This window comes from Ureibacillus aquaedulcis, from assembly GCF_030418165.1.
In the GTDB taxonomy this organism is placed as follows: domain Bacteria; phylum Bacillota; class Bacilli; order Bacillales_A; family Planococcaceae; genus Ureibacillus; species Ureibacillus aquaedulcis.
Genome location: NZ_JAUHTQ010000003.1, coordinates 30,139 through 46,829, shown reverse-complemented (window position 1 = coordinate 46,829; position 16,691 = coordinate 30,139). Strand labels below are relative to the sequence as shown.

General features: G+C 36.5%; 18 protein-coding genes. 8 read left to right on the top strand and 10 right to left on the bottom strand.

Annotated elements, in window-relative coordinates; all coding sequences use genetic code 11:
* Positions 1-95 precede the first annotated feature (95 nt).
* Positions 96-1,169 carry an NAD(P)/FAD-dependent oxidoreductase gene (locus tag QYB95_RS05050; RefSeq protein ID WP_301137131.1) on the top strand — a complete coding sequence of 358 codons (1,074 nt, stop codon included), beginning with the start codon at positions 96-98 and terminating at the stop codon, positions 1,167-1,169.
* Between the two features lie 113 nt (positions 1,170-1,282).
* On the opposite strand, the gene QYB95_RS05045 is transcribed toward QYB95_RS05050, so the two are convergent.
* On the bottom strand, positions 1,283-1,612 hold the full coding sequence (locus QYB95_RS05045) for a YuzD family protein (protein ID WP_301137130.1): 330 nt from the start codon (positions 1,610-1,612) through the stop codon (positions 1,283-1,285).
* Positions 1,613-1,694: 82 nt separating this feature from the next.
* Here QYB95_RS05045 and QYB95_RS05040 point away from each other — a divergent pair, with 82 nt between their 5' ends.
* A complete protein-coding gene (locus QYB95_RS05040) occupies positions 1,695-1,931 on the top strand; it encodes a NifU family protein (protein ID WP_301137129.1) in 237 nt (78 codons plus the stop codon).
* 286 nt (positions 1,932-2,217) lie between these two features.
* Here the strand turns inward: QYB95_RS05040 and QYB95_RS05035 are convergent, their stop codons facing one another.
* Positions 2,218-2,478, bottom strand: a complete 261-nt coding sequence (locus QYB95_RS05035) for a hypothetical protein (RefSeq protein WP_301137128.1) — start codon at positions 2,476-2,478, stop codon at positions 2,218-2,220.
* A 601-nt stretch (positions 2,479-3,079) separates the two neighbouring features.
* A complete protein-coding gene (locus QYB95_RS05030; protein ID WP_301137127.1) occupies positions 3,080-3,781 on the bottom strand; it encodes a DUF2225 domain-containing protein in 702 nt (233 codons plus the stop codon).
* Positions 3,782-3,998: 217 nt separating this feature from the next.
* On the opposite strand from QYB95_RS05030, the gene QYB95_RS05025 reads away from it, so the two are divergent.
* The 3 genes from QYB95_RS05025 (at position 3,999) to QYB95_RS05015 (ending at position 6,484) form a co-directional block, all read left to right on the top strand.
* Positions 3,999-4,373: a HesB/IscA family protein gene (locus QYB95_RS05025; protein WP_301137126.1), complete on the top strand. Its 375-nt coding sequence runs from the start codon at positions 3,999-4,001 to the stop codon at positions 4,371-4,373.
* 172 nt (positions 4,374-4,545) lie between these two features.
* The gene (locus QYB95_RS05020; protein ID WP_301137125.1) at positions 4,546-5,574 is read left to right on the top strand and encodes a tyrosine-type recombinase/integrase; all 1,029 of its coding nucleotides are present in this window, start codon (positions 4,546-4,548) and stop codon (positions 5,572-5,574) included.
* 175 nt (positions 5,575-5,749) lie between these two features.
* The gene (locus tag QYB95_RS05015; RefSeq protein ID WP_301137124.1) at positions 5,750-6,484 is read left to right on the top strand and encodes a hypothetical protein; all 735 of its coding nucleotides are present in this window, start codon (positions 5,750-5,752) and stop codon (positions 6,482-6,484) included.
* Between the two features lie 185 nt (positions 6,485-6,669).
* On the opposite strand, the gene QYB95_RS05010 is transcribed toward QYB95_RS05015, so the two are convergent.
* The 7 genes from QYB95_RS05010 to QYB95_RS04980 form a co-directional block, all read right to left on the bottom strand.
* Positions 6,670-7,212, bottom strand: coding sequence for a major tail protein (locus tag QYB95_RS05010; RefSeq protein WP_301137122.1), 543 nt, complete (start codon positions 7,210-7,212; stop codon positions 6,670-6,672).
* Positions 7,213-7,295: 83 nt separating this feature from the next.
* Complete coding sequence (locus QYB95_RS05005) at positions 7,296-8,936, bottom strand: phage major capsid protein (protein ID WP_301137121.1); 1,641 nt, start codon at positions 8,934-8,936, stop codon at positions 7,296-7,298.
* Positions 8,908-10,173 (bottom strand): phage portal protein, encoded by a 1,266-nt coding sequence (locus QYB95_RS05000; protein WP_301137120.1) that lies wholly within the window; start codon positions 10,171-10,173, stop codon positions 8,908-8,910. Before QYB95_RS05000 ends, QYB95_RS05005 begins: the two co-directional genes overlap by 29 nt.
* A gap of 332 nt (positions 10,174-10,505) precedes the next feature.
* Positions 10,506-10,706 carry a hypothetical protein gene (locus QYB95_RS04995; protein WP_301137119.1) on the bottom strand — a complete coding sequence of 67 codons (201 nt, stop codon included), beginning with the start codon at positions 10,704-10,706 and terminating at the stop codon, positions 10,506-10,508.
* 57 nt (positions 10,707-10,763) lie between these two features.
* Complete coding sequence (locus QYB95_RS04990; protein WP_301137118.1) at positions 10,764-12,536, bottom strand: terminase TerL endonuclease subunit; 1,773 nt, start codon at positions 12,534-12,536, stop codon at positions 10,764-10,766.
* A 17-nt stretch (positions 12,537-12,553) separates the two neighbouring features.
* Entirely contained in the window at positions 12,554-13,042 is a 489-nt protein-coding gene (locus QYB95_RS04985) for a hypothetical protein (RefSeq protein ID WP_301137117.1), read from the bottom strand.
* A 150-nt stretch (positions 13,043-13,192) separates the two neighbouring features.
* A complete protein-coding gene (locus QYB95_RS04980; protein WP_301137116.1) occupies positions 13,193-13,549 on the bottom strand; it encodes a hypothetical protein in 357 nt (118 codons plus the stop codon).
* Between the two features lie 522 nt (positions 13,550-14,071).
* Here QYB95_RS04980 and QYB95_RS04975 point away from each other — a divergent pair.
* The 3 genes from QYB95_RS04975 (at position 14,072) to QYB95_RS04965 (ending at position 16,602) form a co-directional block, all read left to right on the top strand.
* Entirely contained in the window at positions 14,072-15,406 is a 1,335-nt protein-coding gene (locus tag QYB95_RS04975; protein ID WP_301137115.1) for a hypothetical protein, read from the top strand.
* 139 nt (positions 15,407-15,545) lie between these two features.
* Complete coding sequence (locus QYB95_RS04970; protein WP_301137114.1) at positions 15,546-16,328, top strand: NUMOD4 motif-containing HNH endonuclease; 783 nt, start codon at positions 15,546-15,548, stop codon at positions 16,326-16,328.
* A complete protein-coding gene (locus tag QYB95_RS04965) occupies positions 16,306-16,602 on the top strand; it encodes a hypothetical protein (protein ID WP_301137113.1) in 297 nt (98 codons plus the stop codon). Before QYB95_RS04970 ends, QYB95_RS04965 begins: the two co-directional genes overlap by 23 nt.
* Positions 16,603-16,691: the final 89 nt, after the last annotated feature.

Genomic DNA, 16,691 nt, shown 5'->3' with positions numbered 1-16,691 from the left:
TTGTGAAATATCTCACAATAAGTTATACTCTTTATGGATAAATTGTGAACAATTTTTACCTAACACAATCATCAATAGATATAGGGGAGTATTTTATGAGAAAACTAGTTTTACTAGGTGGAGGGTATGGGAATATGCGTATCTTGTTGCGCTTATTGCCAAATAACTTTCCAGAAGACACAATCATTACTTTAGTGGACCGAACACCACACCACAGCTTAAAAACGGAATTCTATGCTTTGGCAGCCGGTACGACTACCGACAAAGATGTACGTGTAAAGTTTCCGGAGCATGAGCGACTAAATAGAGTTTATGGCGAAATTGCCAATATCGACCGAAAAGAAAAAGTTGTTTACTTAGAAGATGGCCAAACGGTTTCTTATGATGACTTAGTCATTGGTCTTGGCTGCGAGGATGATTACCATAATGTTCCGGGAGCACAAGAGAACAGTTTTAGTATACAAACAATAGCAAAATCACGAACTACATTTGAAAAGCTTTTAGGTCTGCCGCCAGGTTCTGTAGTCGGAATCGTTGGAGCTGGATTGAGTGGAATTGAGCTGGCAAGTGAATTGCGTGAAAGTCGCTCTGATTTGAAGATAAAATTATTTGACCGTTCTGAACGGATTTTACGTGATTTCCCAGAAAAATTAAGCAACTATGTTAAGGCCTGGTTTATAAAACATGATGTTGAAGTGATTGCAAAATCAAACATTACTAAAGTTGAACCAACGCGTCTGCACAATCATGAGGAAGTGATTGAAGTAGATGCAGTTGTTTGGACAGCCGGTGTACAGCCAGTAAAAATTGTTCGTGAGATGGATGCGGAAAAGGATCGAAAAGGACGTCCGATCGTCAATCAATATTTCCAGTTAATCGATGATGAAAATGTTTTTGTTGTGGGTGACTGTGCTTCTTCTGACCTCCCGGCAAGTGCACAGCTAGCCGAAGAACAAGCTGAACACATCGTAAAAGTTCTAAGCAAGCGTTGGAGAAATGAACCACTTCTTGAAAAAATGCCTCCAATCAAACTAAAAGGATTCATGGGTTCTTTAGGGAAGAAGCAAGGCTTTGTTCATTTAGCCGATACTACAGTAACAGGACGTATTGCACGTTTAATGAAATCTGGCTTACTGTGGATGTACAAACGTCAAAATGATTCTCAATAACAACAAATAATTTTCAATTAACGGAAGCATACTATAAAAATACAAAATCTCTATAAACTTGTTGGTCATACGCTGAACAAGCATATAGAGATTTTGTTTAATTCAGGGTACTTTTATTCGCTTGCAACAAATCCAAGTTTTTCCAAAGTGGAGAAAACGGGTTGAATTTGAATATAGCCTTCACCGACCACATCGCCGTTGATCAGTACGAGCGGGTAAAAGAATTCATCATTCTGAATTCGTTCTGCCCATTCTTTATCCGCTTCATTCTCTAAAGGCTTCTCGATATCGATATAACGAATTGAAAAGGAATCCTTTGGGAACTTCCGACTGATTGCAGCTTGCAGCCATTCATATGTATCTTTAGAGGAAGGTGCGTTGACACAGCTTGCACAAATGACTTCTGCACCAAAAACTTCGATAACGGGATTATTTTCTTTCATAGAATCACCTTTCTTAAACTGAAATTATGGATTTTTTTCTTTCTTCACATTATAATTATTTTAATGAAAGGAGTCGAGGGAAATGACAGAAATAGAACAAAAAGAACAAGTACAAGAAGTTTTAGATAAATTACGTCCTTTTTTACTTCGCGACGGAGGAGACTGTGAATTAGTCGATGTAGAAGACGGTATTGTACGTTTACGCCTTTTAGGTGCATGCGGCAGCTGCCCAAGTTCTACAATCACATTAAAAGCAGGTATCGAGCGTGCTCTTTTAGAAGAAGTACCGGGTATCGTCGAAGTAGAACAAGTATTCTAATAAATTAGTGCTGATAAAGTTCGATTGGGAAGACAACGAGTTTGTTTTCCAAATCGGGCTTTTTTGTTTTTTTAAGGGGAGTAGTTGTGAGGGTGAAGCAGTGTTTAGGGGTGATATTATTTTGAAATGTGCTTCATGGAGGGATGAAACAGTTTGTCGAGTTAGTATTGAGAATGAAACGCATCACAAGTGCAATTAACGATTAAGATGCGTTTGATAAGGAGAATGAAACGCATCACAAGCGCAATTCCCGTTAAGACGCGTTTGATAGAGAGGATGAAACGCATCACAAGCGCAATTCCCGTTCAAGACGCGTTTGATAGAGAGGATGAAACGCATCCCAGGCCCGATTTCCGTTCAGGACTCGCTTCATCAAGAGGATGAAACGCATCACAAGCGCAATTGCCGTTAAGATACGTTTGATAGAGAGGATGAAATTCATCACAAGCGCAATTGCCGTTAAGATACGTTTGATAGAGAGGATGAAATTCATCACAAGCGCAATTGCCGTTAAGATACGTTTGATAGAGAGGATGAAACGCATCACAAGCGCAATTCCCGTAAGACGCGTTTGATAGAGAGGATGAAACGCATCACAAGCGCAATTCGCGTTCAAGACGCGTTTGATAAGGAGAATGAAACGCATCCTAAGCGCAATTCGCGTTCAAGACGCGTTTGATAAGGAGAATGAAACGCATCCTAAGCGCAATTCGCGTTCAAGACGCGTTTGATAAGGAGAATGAAACGCATCCTAAGCGCAATTCGCGTTCAAGACGCGTTTGATAGAGAGAATGAAACGCATTCTAAGCTCGATTCGCGTTCAAGACGCGTTTGATAAGGAGAATGAAACGCATCCTAAGCTCGATTCGCGTTCAAGACGCGTTTGATAAGGAGGATGAAACGCATCACAAGTACAATTCCCGTTAAGATACGTTTGATAGAGAGGATGAAACGCATCTCAGGCCCGATTTCCGTTCAGGACTCGCTTCATCAAGAGGATGAAACGCATCACAAGCTCGATTTACATCCGAAACGCGTTTCATCAAAAAAATGAAACGCAACAAAACCCCAATCCCTCTTCAAGTCGATTTTCCTAAAAAGAAAAAATGTCCTAAAAGCAGATTAACTCGCTTTTAAGACATTTTATACTATACAGCTGCAGCACGAACTTTTTCACGTTGCTCACGTACCAACTGCCATTGCTCTTTCGCCATTTCAATTAGCTTGGCTTCTCCGCCGATTTGTTGATTTTCAATTATTGTGGAATAGTAGCGTGTTGCGATCTCTAAATCGCCAATACGCCTTGAAAGTTCGGCGATCATATAAATTACACGCGTTGCAGACATTTGGGTAGACGCATAATCTTCAGTTGAATAGGACTCTATATATAGATCACGCGCGATTTTAAGGAAGCGTCGTTCTTGGTTGTCATTTTGAATTTCCCGATACATCCAGGCGATTCGTAGGGCCAGGCCGGCAAGTGTAACAGATTTCTCTTTTTTAATCGTTCCGCATACAAAAGCCAATTTATATGTTTCTAGTGCTTGGAAAAGGGAACGTTCGTGATGGTAGCTTCGTTGAACCCATTTTGTTGAAATTTGTTGTAAAATTTGTTCCTTCACACCAGGTGCAAAATATTTTGAAAAGTCTTCAGTAAATGAGAAGCCGCAATGCTCACAAACAAATACATTATAATATAGCGCCGATACTGAAGATTCAGAATATGTTGGGCAAAAATCCGTATCTGTACTTTCGATTTTAACTAATTTTGTACGAATTTTCGTTGTTGCAAACGTTTTATTGCAGCATAAACATTCAACTTTTTTCTCATAGAAAGGTGATAATACCATATAATTAGACCCCTTTCGATACTATTTTTTCAAGACTATTATATCACTTTATTATCAGGAAGTAGTGAATCTATTTTCCTATTTATAGTACTAGGTATGTATTATTAGCATTTTGATTAACTGGAAATTCCGGTGGTTACATCAAATTCAAAAGTGCACATATCTTTATTTTTATTAAGTACCTTGATATGATATAGATAGAAGGAAGGTGAATGGGATGACAAGTGAAAAGAAAGTAATTGATTTGACTGAAGCGGCTTCAATTCGTGTAAAAGAAATGCAAAAGCATAACGAAGAAGAAGGCTCTTTTTTACGTGTAACGATTCATGGTGGCGGCTGTAGCGGTCTTTCATATGGCATGAATTTCGACCAAAATCAAGGCGAAGATGATTATATAGATGAGCAACACGGTTTGAGAATTCTTGTTTCCCGTGAAGACGCACCAATCTTGATGGGAACGAAAATTGACTACAAACAATCATTAATGGGTGGCGGATTCACAATCGACAATCCAAATGCCATCGCTTCATGCGGGTGTGGTACTTCTTTTAGAACGGCTAAAGTTGAAGGTACTCCAGAAGTTTGTGAATAAAAGCTTAGTTAATAAAATTTGAATGTGGGTTGTGAATCACGATAGAAATTGGAATGTACGCAATCCTTAAAAAGTATAAAAACAACCCCTATTTAGCTAATTTAGGGTTGTAAATTACAAGTCTCCTTGTTTGTGGTGTCGCTGACATCCATATCAAAGGGGGCTTTTTTGTATGGCTTTAAATAAAAGGAAACGTACAGCTATTGGGAAAATGAGCTTAGAAAAAGAATATCCAAAAATTGATTTCGAACAAGCAATTGATTTGGTTGTTGCGGGCAAGAGCGCTGAGGGACTAAGACCTCGAACATTACGTGATTACAAAAAAGACTGGGGCTACTTTATCAAATGGCTCAATGAAAACTATGAGATTGAGCATATTGATGAACTCACACCACAAATTTTTCGTGATTATATCAATTATCTAAAGTACGATGCCAAAAAGTATGATGGACATAAATTTATTAAAGAAGAACAAGGAATTGGACTGGCAGATACAACGATAAATATTCGCTTGAGGGTTTACAAAGCTATGTTCAATTATCTGGAACGTGAAGAGTTAATAGCATTTAATCCAATGGATTCTGTAAGGCTATTAAAACAAGACATTGATTTAACAAATTGCTTTACCGATGAGGAGATTAAAGAATTATTCAAACAGCCCAATCAACGTGATTATGTCGGATTTAGAGACTATGTTGCCATGATATTGCTATTGGATTGTGGAATCAGAGCAAATGAATTATTAAGCCTAAGATCACGAGACATTGATTTTCAAACTCGCTTCATAACGCTTCAAGGAGAAGTGAATAAAAATCGTAAACCTCGATATGCTCCCATTTCTGCACATACTGTCAAATTGCTGTTACAGCTGATAGGTGAAAATAAAAAGCATTTCACAACTGATAGAATTTTTTTATCTCAATGGGGTGAACCACTAGGACAAAACCAGTTCAACAAGCGTTTGAAATTCTATGCAGATAAAGCTGGGATTGAAGGTAAGAAAGTGACAGCTCACGTTTACCGTCATACGTGGGCGAAGAACATGACACTCAATGGCTGTGACAGTTTCACGCTACAGAAAATGGGAGGATGGTCAGATATCCGAACAATGAGAAGATACATTCAAATGGATACTGACGATTTAAGAAAGTCTCACGATAACTTTTCACCAGTGATGAATTTGTTAAATAAGAAGAAGTAGTGCCATTAACAAAAGTATTTAGAGCAATTGCTTTATATGTTAGTATTGAAAAGTTTACAAAATAAAAACGAATGGGTCACTGAGCGCCAACTCTACCATTCGTTCACCACAAACTCACAAGGAGTTCTATGCTTATTTTAGCACAACTTCTCTGTGTGGAAAAGGAGAAGGTATTATGCTATTAAACGGTAAAGCAGACGAATTAAAACGATATTCAAAATTAAATTATGTAGCCGAAAAGTTTGTTGAGAAGGCAAGGGAAGTTTGGGAGTACTCCGATTTGCAAATTCGTTGTATTTATTTAATATCAGATCTTGCGAAAAAGGGCAGTGGAGTATTTTCGATTGCGTATAGTTCATTCAAAAAAATGTTTGAGCAGCGTTTCAATTTAAAAATTTCACTTTCGACTGTAAGACGATTTTTCGCTTTAATGGAGAAATTAAATCTACTATCCATCAATGAAGCAAAAAGAAAGAACGAACAACAAAGCGCCAATATATATATCATTGAACAGCAACATGATGAAATCGAGAATGAACACCCTATAGAACAGCCTTCTGAACATCAAAATGTTTCTAAAGAAACAGACAATAAACAAAAACCTTTAACTAAAGAGTTAGCAGTTGTTAAACAAGAGGGTAGGCAAGATAAAGTAATTTTTGATTTATATTTGGAATACAAACAACAAGGTATTGATAAAAAATTATTTGAGCGTGTGGTATCGGAAGTACGTGTGAAAAATGATGTGAAGAATTTTGGTGGTTATTTGCGTGGGGCACTGAACAATGTAATAGGTCACAAGGAAACTAAAAGTAGAGTAAAAGATATAATGGCATTCTATTCGAATACAACAGTTGAAAAGTACTCATCGACTGGAAGTGTGGCATTTTACAACTGGTTGGAGGAATAATTGAATATTAATATTCAAAAATGACCAAAAAATAATGCTCAAATTCAATTAAGAGATTGAGCATTACCAAAACTAAACTATCGAATTATACTACTATTATATTTGATAATAGCAGTTTGTAAGGCAAAAATGCCAAAAAAAAATTACCAACCACAAATAATGTGATTGGTAAAATAGTTATTTTATTAGGCTTTTTGAACCGTTTCATACCACGCAGAAGCTTTCGTGCCAGCATGTTCACCTGAGTCTAACATGTAGAATACAGAGCCATCTTCAACTTCACGTACAGTGAAAGTAAGTTCAACAACTTCTTCTTCAATTCCACCTTCAAAAGTTTGAGCTGAAATTGATGGAGGTGCAAATTTGCAAGCATATAATGCGTAGTAAACTTTGTCACTTGAGCCAAGTTTATTTCTTTCGAATAGAATCGCAACTTCTGGCGCAATATCAGTTGATTTAACTAGTACGCCACCGTCTGTTACAGTTGAGCCAAATAGTGTATTATATTCACTCATAGTTAGACCAGCAACAGTTAAAGTTCCTTCTCCACCAGTGAAGATGAAATCGCTGAAATCCATTGCATTATCAGCATAAAATTGTACAGTTTCATAAGCCAATTCAGCCTCAATTGATTTGGCACCAGTTAATGCAATCGGAGTTACAAATGTGCCATCTTCATTTAGTTTTGCAACGTGGATGTTCTTAAATCCACCGAGCCGTTTTTTCATTATATTTTCCTCCTTATAGGAAATGGATCAATTTTTTACAAAATAAAAAAGCTCGGCATTATACCGAGCTTAGAAAGTCATTTTTAAGCAGATTTAACTTGTAACAGTTTAATAGCGTCTGGGTTAAGGATTTTACCATCCATGTAAGCGTCAAGAACTAATAACTGTGAACCACGTAATGCTTGAGTAGTATCATCAGAAATACGTTTTAAATTTAAACCTTTTTTAGTGATTGTGGCATAACCTTCACCAAAGTTAGCGAATACAATTGAACGTAATCCAGCTCCAAATGGTGGCATGTTATCATTGATGAGAACAGGACGACCAAAGATTGAATACGTTAATCCAGTTGTAGCAATATCACGAACTAAGAAGTAATGACCGTTTTCGTCTTTTAATTTAGCAATTTCATTGAAAGTTGAACGAGCCATTACGAATACAGCATTAGCTTGATGTTCAGGGTGCATTGTATTGTAAAGTTCGAAAATATCATCAATCGTAATAGCACCAACTGCTTCAGTCTCAACTTTTTCAATTTTGTCATTAGCATCTAATACTACACCTTCAAATTGAGTAGCTTTATCTCCATTAAGGATAGAATCGTCAAGAGTAATACCTAAACGGCGAGATAAAATACCAATAGCGTAATTTACTACGTCAATACCGCTGTCATTGACTAAATGTTGTGATAATTCAATCGCTGTACCAACACGTTTTTGGTCTAAGCGAACTTTGTCCATTGTGAAATCAGAAGTCATACTTTGAGTATTCATTTCACCAAAGAAGCCTGCGTTACCGATAGCTTGTTCACGTAAAATTTCAAGGAAACCATTTACAGGAGTGAAATTCTTTGTACGAGCAAATAGTGGAGCATATTCATTTAATTTTTCAACAATCACATTCGACAAATGCGTAGGAATTGTTGCTGAACCAGGAGTAGCGCCAGTTGTAATAGCACGAACTTCTGGAGCGTAAATATCGCCTCGTAAGAATTTTTCTACTGTACGAGTTTCCGTTTCCTTAGGGTCTACAGCAGGTACTTCGGTACGAACTTCAACAGCTAATGCTTTTGCTTCAGCACGTTGTTCCGTTTCAAGTGCCTCGAGTGTAGCACGTAATTCTTTTAGTTGTTTTTCTTTATCCATGTTTAATTCATCCTTTTCGTTTTTGTTGTTTTTTTGCATTAAAAAAAGCACGTCTTCCTCGGATTGAATATCCAAAGAACGTGCTTGAATTGTTGATGTGACATAAGCTGGGTTTTTCACAGCAGATACTTCTACAAGGCTAATATCTTCAATCGAACGCTCGTATAAGCCATCTGACCGTTTCTTCCAATCGTCTTTGCCTACGGCCATACCAAAACTCATGTTTGTTAGTAAGCCGTCTTTAATTAATTGGTGGTAATCTTTGCCCCATGAAGTTGGGGAAATTTCTGCTTCCATAAATAGCCCGTTGTCGTCTTCTCGGAGATTTAAGGAACCATTCTTAGTGGAAGCAAGCAATTTCGAGTTATCATGTTCGGCTAAAAAATCAACATCATTTCCTTTTTGCAAAGCACGAGTGAAAGTGCCGGGCATGATACGTTCAATGAAGCGTTTCTCACGACCAAGTGGCTGAGACCATTCGCCAGTACGGTTGACGTAGCCACTGACCTTTAATTTACCGTCTTCCTCGTTAATTCCTCGGAGTTCAACGTCAATTTGTCGGAGTTCGATTTTCTCCATTAGCCACATCTCCTTTATCTAATTCTGTTTTTTGACTTAGCACCTGTTCAGCTTCGTTTTGAGTTGGTGGTAAATCTACTTTCGCTCGAGCTTCATCAATTGTGTAAATCCCACTAGAGACAGCAATATTTAAAGTTTCGATACGCTCTTTCTCAGTTGTTCTTAAAATTTCACTTGTATCAAAACGGAAGAAGTAGCCTTCTGCTTTCTCGCTTTCGAGCAGTAAGGATTTGTCCATTGCTGATTCAAGAGAAATGATGATAGGCGAAATCGTCTGCTTTAAGAAACTCAAGTTTTGTTCCAAGTTAATGTATTGTGCATTATCCGAAGATCCTACCATGTGCTGTGGCACGTTAAAGAGTTTACAAATTTCACTGTTTGTGTTTTTCTTAGTCTCAGACATTTGAATCTCATTAGGATTCATCGACAATGCTTCATATTCCATGCCTTCTTGAAGCACGACCGTTTTAGCTGAGTTTTTCACACCAGCGTATAGGTTCTTCCAAGAAGCTCGCAAGGCTTCAATTTGAGGTTCATTCAAACGACCAGAAGTTTTAAGCAATCCCAGGGGCAATGCTCCGTTCTCGTATAGGTTGCTTGTATACTCCATTTCAGCAAGAGCTTGTTGGAAAATTTCTTTACCTTGGTCAATCAAACCTTTAGCATTTAAGCCATCTTTCGAATCTCGAAATGCCATCATTAACTCATACGGTTTAAATTTAGTTGGTGCGTTGTTGTAAGTGGTATTCACACCAGACTCAGCACTAGTTAAAGTAATTTCTGCTCCTACAGTCCTATAGCCATGTTGAACACGTTTATTTACTGTGACCGATTTAGCATCTAAAGGGTGAAGTTCAAGAAGTTTATTTCCAGCCTCGTATTTGACTACATAAGTTGCCCCTTGTAGCAAATAATCTTTGACCATGTGCTTCTTCAAGTTGTAGCCATTTAAATATGCGTTAGGTTCATGATTTAATAGTTTAAGTCGTTCATCATAAACAATTTTCTCAATCTTGTCATTTGCATGTTCTCTGTAGAGATACACTGGCATTTGAGCGATTTGACTTGAAATCAAGTTCACACAAGCATTTGCTGTAGTAATCTTTAAGACTTTTTCCTCGGTGATAGCGTTTGTGTTAAACAATCCGTCTAATGTAAATGCTTGGTCTGAAGAAGAAAAAGTTTCAGTTGTATCAGCAGAACGTTTTTCAAATTTTAAAAAATCAAACATTCCCATTTGAGCTTTCAATCCTTTCTTTGGGAAAATAAAAAATCCCATTCGAGTAGAATGAGATTCAAAATTTAATATTTATTGACACCAACAACATGGGAGGTAAGCCACGTTATTGGTGCTGAAAAAATTAAACAACAGAAGAATGCTGAAATATTCAATTTAACAAGAGAAAAGTTGTTAAATTGTGTTGATTATCAACATTATCGCAAGCATGAGGGTAATTCATGCTTACTGGAACATTGACAAGAGTTAAACCGAAAAAGAGCAATAAAGGAATTGAATGAATGGAAGTTACCATAAATTTTATAATTAAACCTACTGGCTTTGTAGGTCTATTACCATAAGTTTTTCACCAAAGATAAAGAAATTGTTTTTTGTCCTTGGGAAGTTAATTCATTGTTAATTTTAATAAGTGTCTGGCCTTGTGATAGACCAGCTTGTTTGCACTCATAAACATACACTCGCTTGTATAACGTATAAAAACGTTTTAAGCCAATAATGTCGATTAATGCGTGGTCGAGTGTAATCTCGCTCATAATATATATAATCTCCTTCCGTTAAAGTAAGTGTTTTTGGTCAATTTTTTTAACTAGTTATAGTTCAACCACATGAGAAAAATCTTCATCATAGAATCTATTTTCTTCTCGGAACATCATTGCTAATTTAACAGCATTAATTGTAGCCACAAGGGAATCAATTTTCGTTCGTAGCTTATCCGTTTTATCGACCCATGGTCTGCCACCACGCATGAAAACTACACCGTTTAAAAATGCAGCTCGCATTAAGGGATTAGGTGCATATTTAAAACGACCATCAAGGATAGCACGTTGAATGTCTACTACTGTTGCTCCTAGAACACGAGGTCCTTGAGGTACATCGACAGAAGGAGCTTCTTGATAAACTCGTTCAGCTAAATTGTCCATCATTTCCGTAGCAAATGTTCGGTCAAATGCAATTGAAGCCACTTCTAATTGATAGTCAGTTACAAGATCCACAATGAAATCTTCAATGAAATCATAATCAATGGATTTGTTACCACAAGGAATGGCATACCCTTGTTTAGCGTAAATAGGGTAGTTTAACCCTTCGTTTTTATGTTTTTCTGCTCCTAAAGCAGTCGGATAGAATACCCAATGTTTGCTGTAGTAAATTCTCTCTTTGTGGTCATACCACAACATACATAAAGCTGAATTATCCGTACCTTCACGAGCCATATCGACACCAAAGAATACTTGTTTTTTACCTCGCCACCACTCAAGGTCTTGAATATCTTCACAGCGACCTTTTTCTAAATCAAATTCATTAGTGAACATGTTTTCATTAGTGTAGTTTTCTGATAGCCACAAGTTAAGGTTCAATACTTTGAAATCGAACTCAGCGTTCGTTCCTTTTTTAGTTTTGTAATCATTGATTAGACCTTCAAGTTCAGATGGAAACTCCGCAAGCAACGGACAGCTCTCGCACCAGTGATTAGGATTCTCCCATCTTTCTATCTCTTTTCCATCAACAATTTCTTTGCTGTTCGGATTGTCAATATAGTAAAGTAAGCCAAAAAGACGCTCATTGTCGATTTCTCCAAAAGTATTTCGGTAAACATCATCACAGACGCTTTTAAAATAATTTACTCCGTTTACGATTGGGTAAGCTGTAGAAATCCTTAGAGATAACTTATTCCTTACGTTATATTGCGAACTTTCGATAGCTTCGTTCATTTTTTCAGATTCATTATCTGCTCCAACTTCATCGAGTACTCCAACTGTGATAATACGACCATGAGCTGTATTTGCATCTCCGTTCATATACTCCAATTTGATGTTCTTCGGCTCAAATCGTATGTAACGCTCCATAACAGTGAAGTGAGGGAGTAGTTTTGGTGAAGCTTTGATAATTTTTCCTAATTGTTCTACAAGCAGTTTCGCTTGTTGTCCAGTGTTGGAAGCACAGAAAAAGTTAGCATTTGATGGCGATAAAAAAAAGCTAATCAGGTTCACCAGTGAACAAATGAATGTTTTACCAGATTTCTTGGCAATACATAACACAGCTCGTTGGATTCTCCGATTAGCCTCATTTTCTTTTTCTACCCATACAAATATGTTCTGCAGTGCGAAAAACTGCCATAGTAGTAGATGGTCAAATACACATTCACCTTGTTTCAATCCTTCAGCAAAATTAATTAACTTTAAAATTTCGTCAAGATCCTGTTCCATTTCGTAACTCCATTTAAATCTAAAGTTGTCTTGATGTTGCTTTACGTCAAATTCTTCAATGAAGTTTTCACAAGCTTTGCGTACTTGTAGAGGTGCTTGAATTTCTTTATTTATCACTTTTTCAGCATAAATATATGCCTTGGGCTTATGATTTTCCATAGTTGCTTTCTCCTTTTTTAGTATTTGTCTATCAGTTTGAGTACTGGGTTTGTTTCTTCAACTACAGCTTCGTTTTCATCGACTACCATGTTAGATTGAATAGTTTTCGACATTTCGTAAGCCATAGAATAACGGTCACCAATTGTAATCTTTAGCAGTTTCATGTTGAGCTGAATTTGGTCAGTCCAATATTTGTGAGCTTTCATAAACTCCTTATATTCAGCATCTAGAGGAGTGTATTGATTAAATGTTTCTTCGATTGCTTCACGTTTAACAAAAGCTCTTGCAAGTTCAGTTAATGGGAGTGAATCGCCATCAGAAAAGTATTCGTTGTAGCTTCTGATTTTCTTAAAAATCTTTAGTTCCAATTTGTCCAACTTGTAAAATGGCTGTGGTGGTTTAGCAGGTTTTTGAATGACCATTTCCTCGGCAACTTTACGAGCTGCTTCTTCTTGTTTCGTTAGATTTTTCTTAGAATTTTTAACAGATATTGCAGTATTAGCCATGTGTTTTCCTCCTTCGTGTAAGGGTATTGGTCTGACAAAATTAAGGGAATTTCATTGGGAAAAATTTAACTGCCCCTTAGTCCTCCGAATCCCCTAGCAAATAAAAAATGCCTATGTAAATTCCTATTTAAATAACAAAAGAGCCTACCGTTAAGTAAGCTCCACTTGATTTATAATCTTCCTACGTTTAATCATTGTTTGTAGATGATTCATTGCTAAACTAACTGCACTAACTTCACTATAGTTACGACTAAATCTAGTAAGCTGTTGATACTTCCTTTTAACTGTAACCATTGTGCCATTCAGTGTTGGTCGTATAAGCTCTGGATACTGTTGGATTAGTTCTAATGCTAATTTATAACCATTGAGTATAGCTAAATCTTCATCATTGTTCTTCTTTATATAGCCTTTATTATTCGATAGCCTACTTAACACATATGTTAGTTCTGTAGCTTGGTTATCAAAGTTAGCTATGTTATATGCTTGGTCGATTAGTTCAAAGTTCATTGTGTCCTCCAATTGATTTGATTTGATAGTCTAAAGTAGTAACTAATATATACATACGTATTAACACAAAAAGTAACTATCTAAAGCAAACTTAATAGAATTTGTTGTGGATCAATAACATCACAAACAACAAAAATAGCACACACACGAAGACGAGCGTATGCGAGACTGAGGGAACTCTCTGAGCAACGTCCAGAGAGTTGTAAAGTAGCTTAATATAAATTACTTTATAATGCCTACGGCGTTAAACGTTCACAGCACAGCTGTTCTCTTGGATTCTCCTCGCAGGCTCAGAGAATCGCTTCGGCTGTTCGCCTTCAGCTGTGAACGTCTTTTGGAATGATTTCATTATTACTATAGCTTTATAAGCACCCTACTTGTGGGGTCAATAGTGGTGCAGTTTCACCTTTGGATTTATCCCATTTTTTAATGATTTTGGGATAAATGTATTTTTCAATTAAATTCCTTACCGATGTAAATTTCATCAATATAATACTTTCAAATGAACAAATTGGAGGTCTTATGATGATTGATGAAGAACAAACAATAAACGTAGTAGATGCAATCTGTGGCGCTGGAAAAACGTCATGGGCAATTCAAATGTTAAATGATTCGGAAATAGCAGGCTTTGGAGACAGCACAACTACGGTAAATAAATATATTTATGTTACACCGTATCTCGAACAAGTTGAGCGTGTAATCAAAGCAACTAAAGCAGATTTCTTTCAGCCTAACTACAATGATGGTACGAGCAAATTAGAAAACTTTAAAATGCTTGTAGCACTAGGTAAAAACATTGTTACTACTCATGAAATCTTTAAACGATTAGACAGTAGCGCATTAAATGAAATCGCTCAAGAAGGATATACATTGATTATGGATGAAGCAGCTCAAGTCATTGAACAATTACACAATATTGTTCTTGAAGATATGGAACTTCTTCTAGAGATAGGAGCAATTGAAATCGGTGAACTTGGTAAAGTTCATTGGTTACGTGACGAAGTCGGTAAGAAGCATAACAGCAAATTTCATGATGTAAGGATTATGGCAGAAAATGATACTTTATTCCTTCAAAATGGAATTGCCTACTATTGGACAATGAATGTTAAAGCCTTTGAGGTATTCGATGAAATCTTTATTTTGACTTATTTGTTTGACGCTCAAGAACAAAAGTACTACTACGATATGCACGATGTAAATTACGAAAAGTACAGCGTGGTATTAAATGAGGAAAACAAATACGAGTTGATTGATTACGATGTAACTGTGGAACCTCGAAAGGAACTTTATAATTTGCTTAACATTTATGAAGGCCCGATGAATTATAATTTCGATTATCGAGAAAAAGACATTGATAATTTATCTCCTACAGAATACGAAAAAATTAAGAAGTTTCAGTTATCAAGTCGTTGGTTCGATAAAGCACCTTCTACAGATATAGCTCAAATGAACAAGAATTTATTAAACTACTTTACGAATGTTAGCAAACAAACAACTAAGGACTTATTTTGGACAACGCTATCAAGTAAAGCTAATGAGCTGTCGAATAAGAAATGTAAATTCAATCGTAGGGGCAATCGTGAAAACGACAATTTCTTGCCATTCAATGCACGAGCAACCAATGCTTATGCAAATCGAACGGCGACAGCATTTGTCTACAATCGTTTCATGAATCCCAATGACAAGAAATTTTTCTTATCTCGTGGAGTAGAAGTGAATCAAGATTTAATGGCTGTATCAGATTTAATTCAATATCTGTTCCGAGGGTGCATACGTGAGGGAAAACCAATGGATTGTTACATACCTTCGGAACGAATGAGAAACGCATTAAAAGATTGGTCTGAATATAAGATTTAATCCTCCTACCGAGTGGGAGGTTTTTTTAATAGGAAGAAACACAATTTTTTTAACAAGATCCTGAGTTCTTCCTTACATTGCAAATAAACGCAATACAATGTCTGTGTAACAACAAAACGAACATATCGGAGGAAGAAAAATGGAAAAAGAAATTTGGAAGCAGTTTGAGGAAACGGACAAAAAAATTTACTTCGTTTCAACTAAAGGAAATGTTAAAAGCGTGGATAAAGTTAAGGGTAATGAATATCTTATGAAGCCAAATAAAAATAAAGGTGGATATTTGAGGGTTCATATCGGAGGAAATGTAAAAAAGGAATTTCTTATTCATCGACTTGTAGGACAAGCCTTTATACCGAATCCTGAGAATAAATCAGAAATCAATCACATTGACGGTAACAAGGAAAATAATCGTGTTGAAAATCTCGAGTGGAATACTAGAAAAGAAAATGTCCATCATGCTCATGAAATGGGACTGGCAACTAGTGGCTATACACCAGCAATTGTCTTAGACAGCAACGGAATAGAAATTGCACGTTATGACCTCATTAGTAAAGCTTTGTCGAGCTATAACGGTAGGAATATTCATTTTAATGATGATGTTCAAATCATTGGGAACGTAATTGTAATGAAACAAGCATGTTACGACCAATTATCTGAAGATGAAGTTTTAAATATTTGTTTTAATTGTTTTAAGCGTATGACCGAATTTGCTTATGTGGTTGATGGTCAAATGGTTGACAATTCAGTACAAACAGCTGAAATGATAAATTATAATCAAAGTCCATTGATTCAACGAACTAAAGACAAATGGTCAACTAACATCAATGAACATGAAGTTTCACGTTTTAAAAATAAAATCGGTGTGCTCAATGACAATCATTCAAAGGAGAAACCAACTTATGAGCAAATTAGAATTGATTGATTTCGAATTAACCAAACGTGAGAAACAAGTCCTTAAACATCAATCACCAAAACAAGTGGAAACGTATATCATGCAGAAGTTCGTTCATCAATTCAGCTTTATGAAATCGTGCTTTCATGAGAAATTCACGTTAGATGAATGTTTAATCGAACTTAATGCACTTCTAATATCGGAAGGATATAAACCTAAGAAAGCAATTTCTACATTTAGTAGGCTGTTGAATAAACCATTTGTTTCTTACGATATTGACCAAGATCATTACGGAGCAGTTTAGACTGGAGAATCATTCTTCGGTCTTTTTTTATTTGAACTTGTAGCGCTGTTTGAATTTATCTTACAATTGGTAATGGATACCAAAAATGG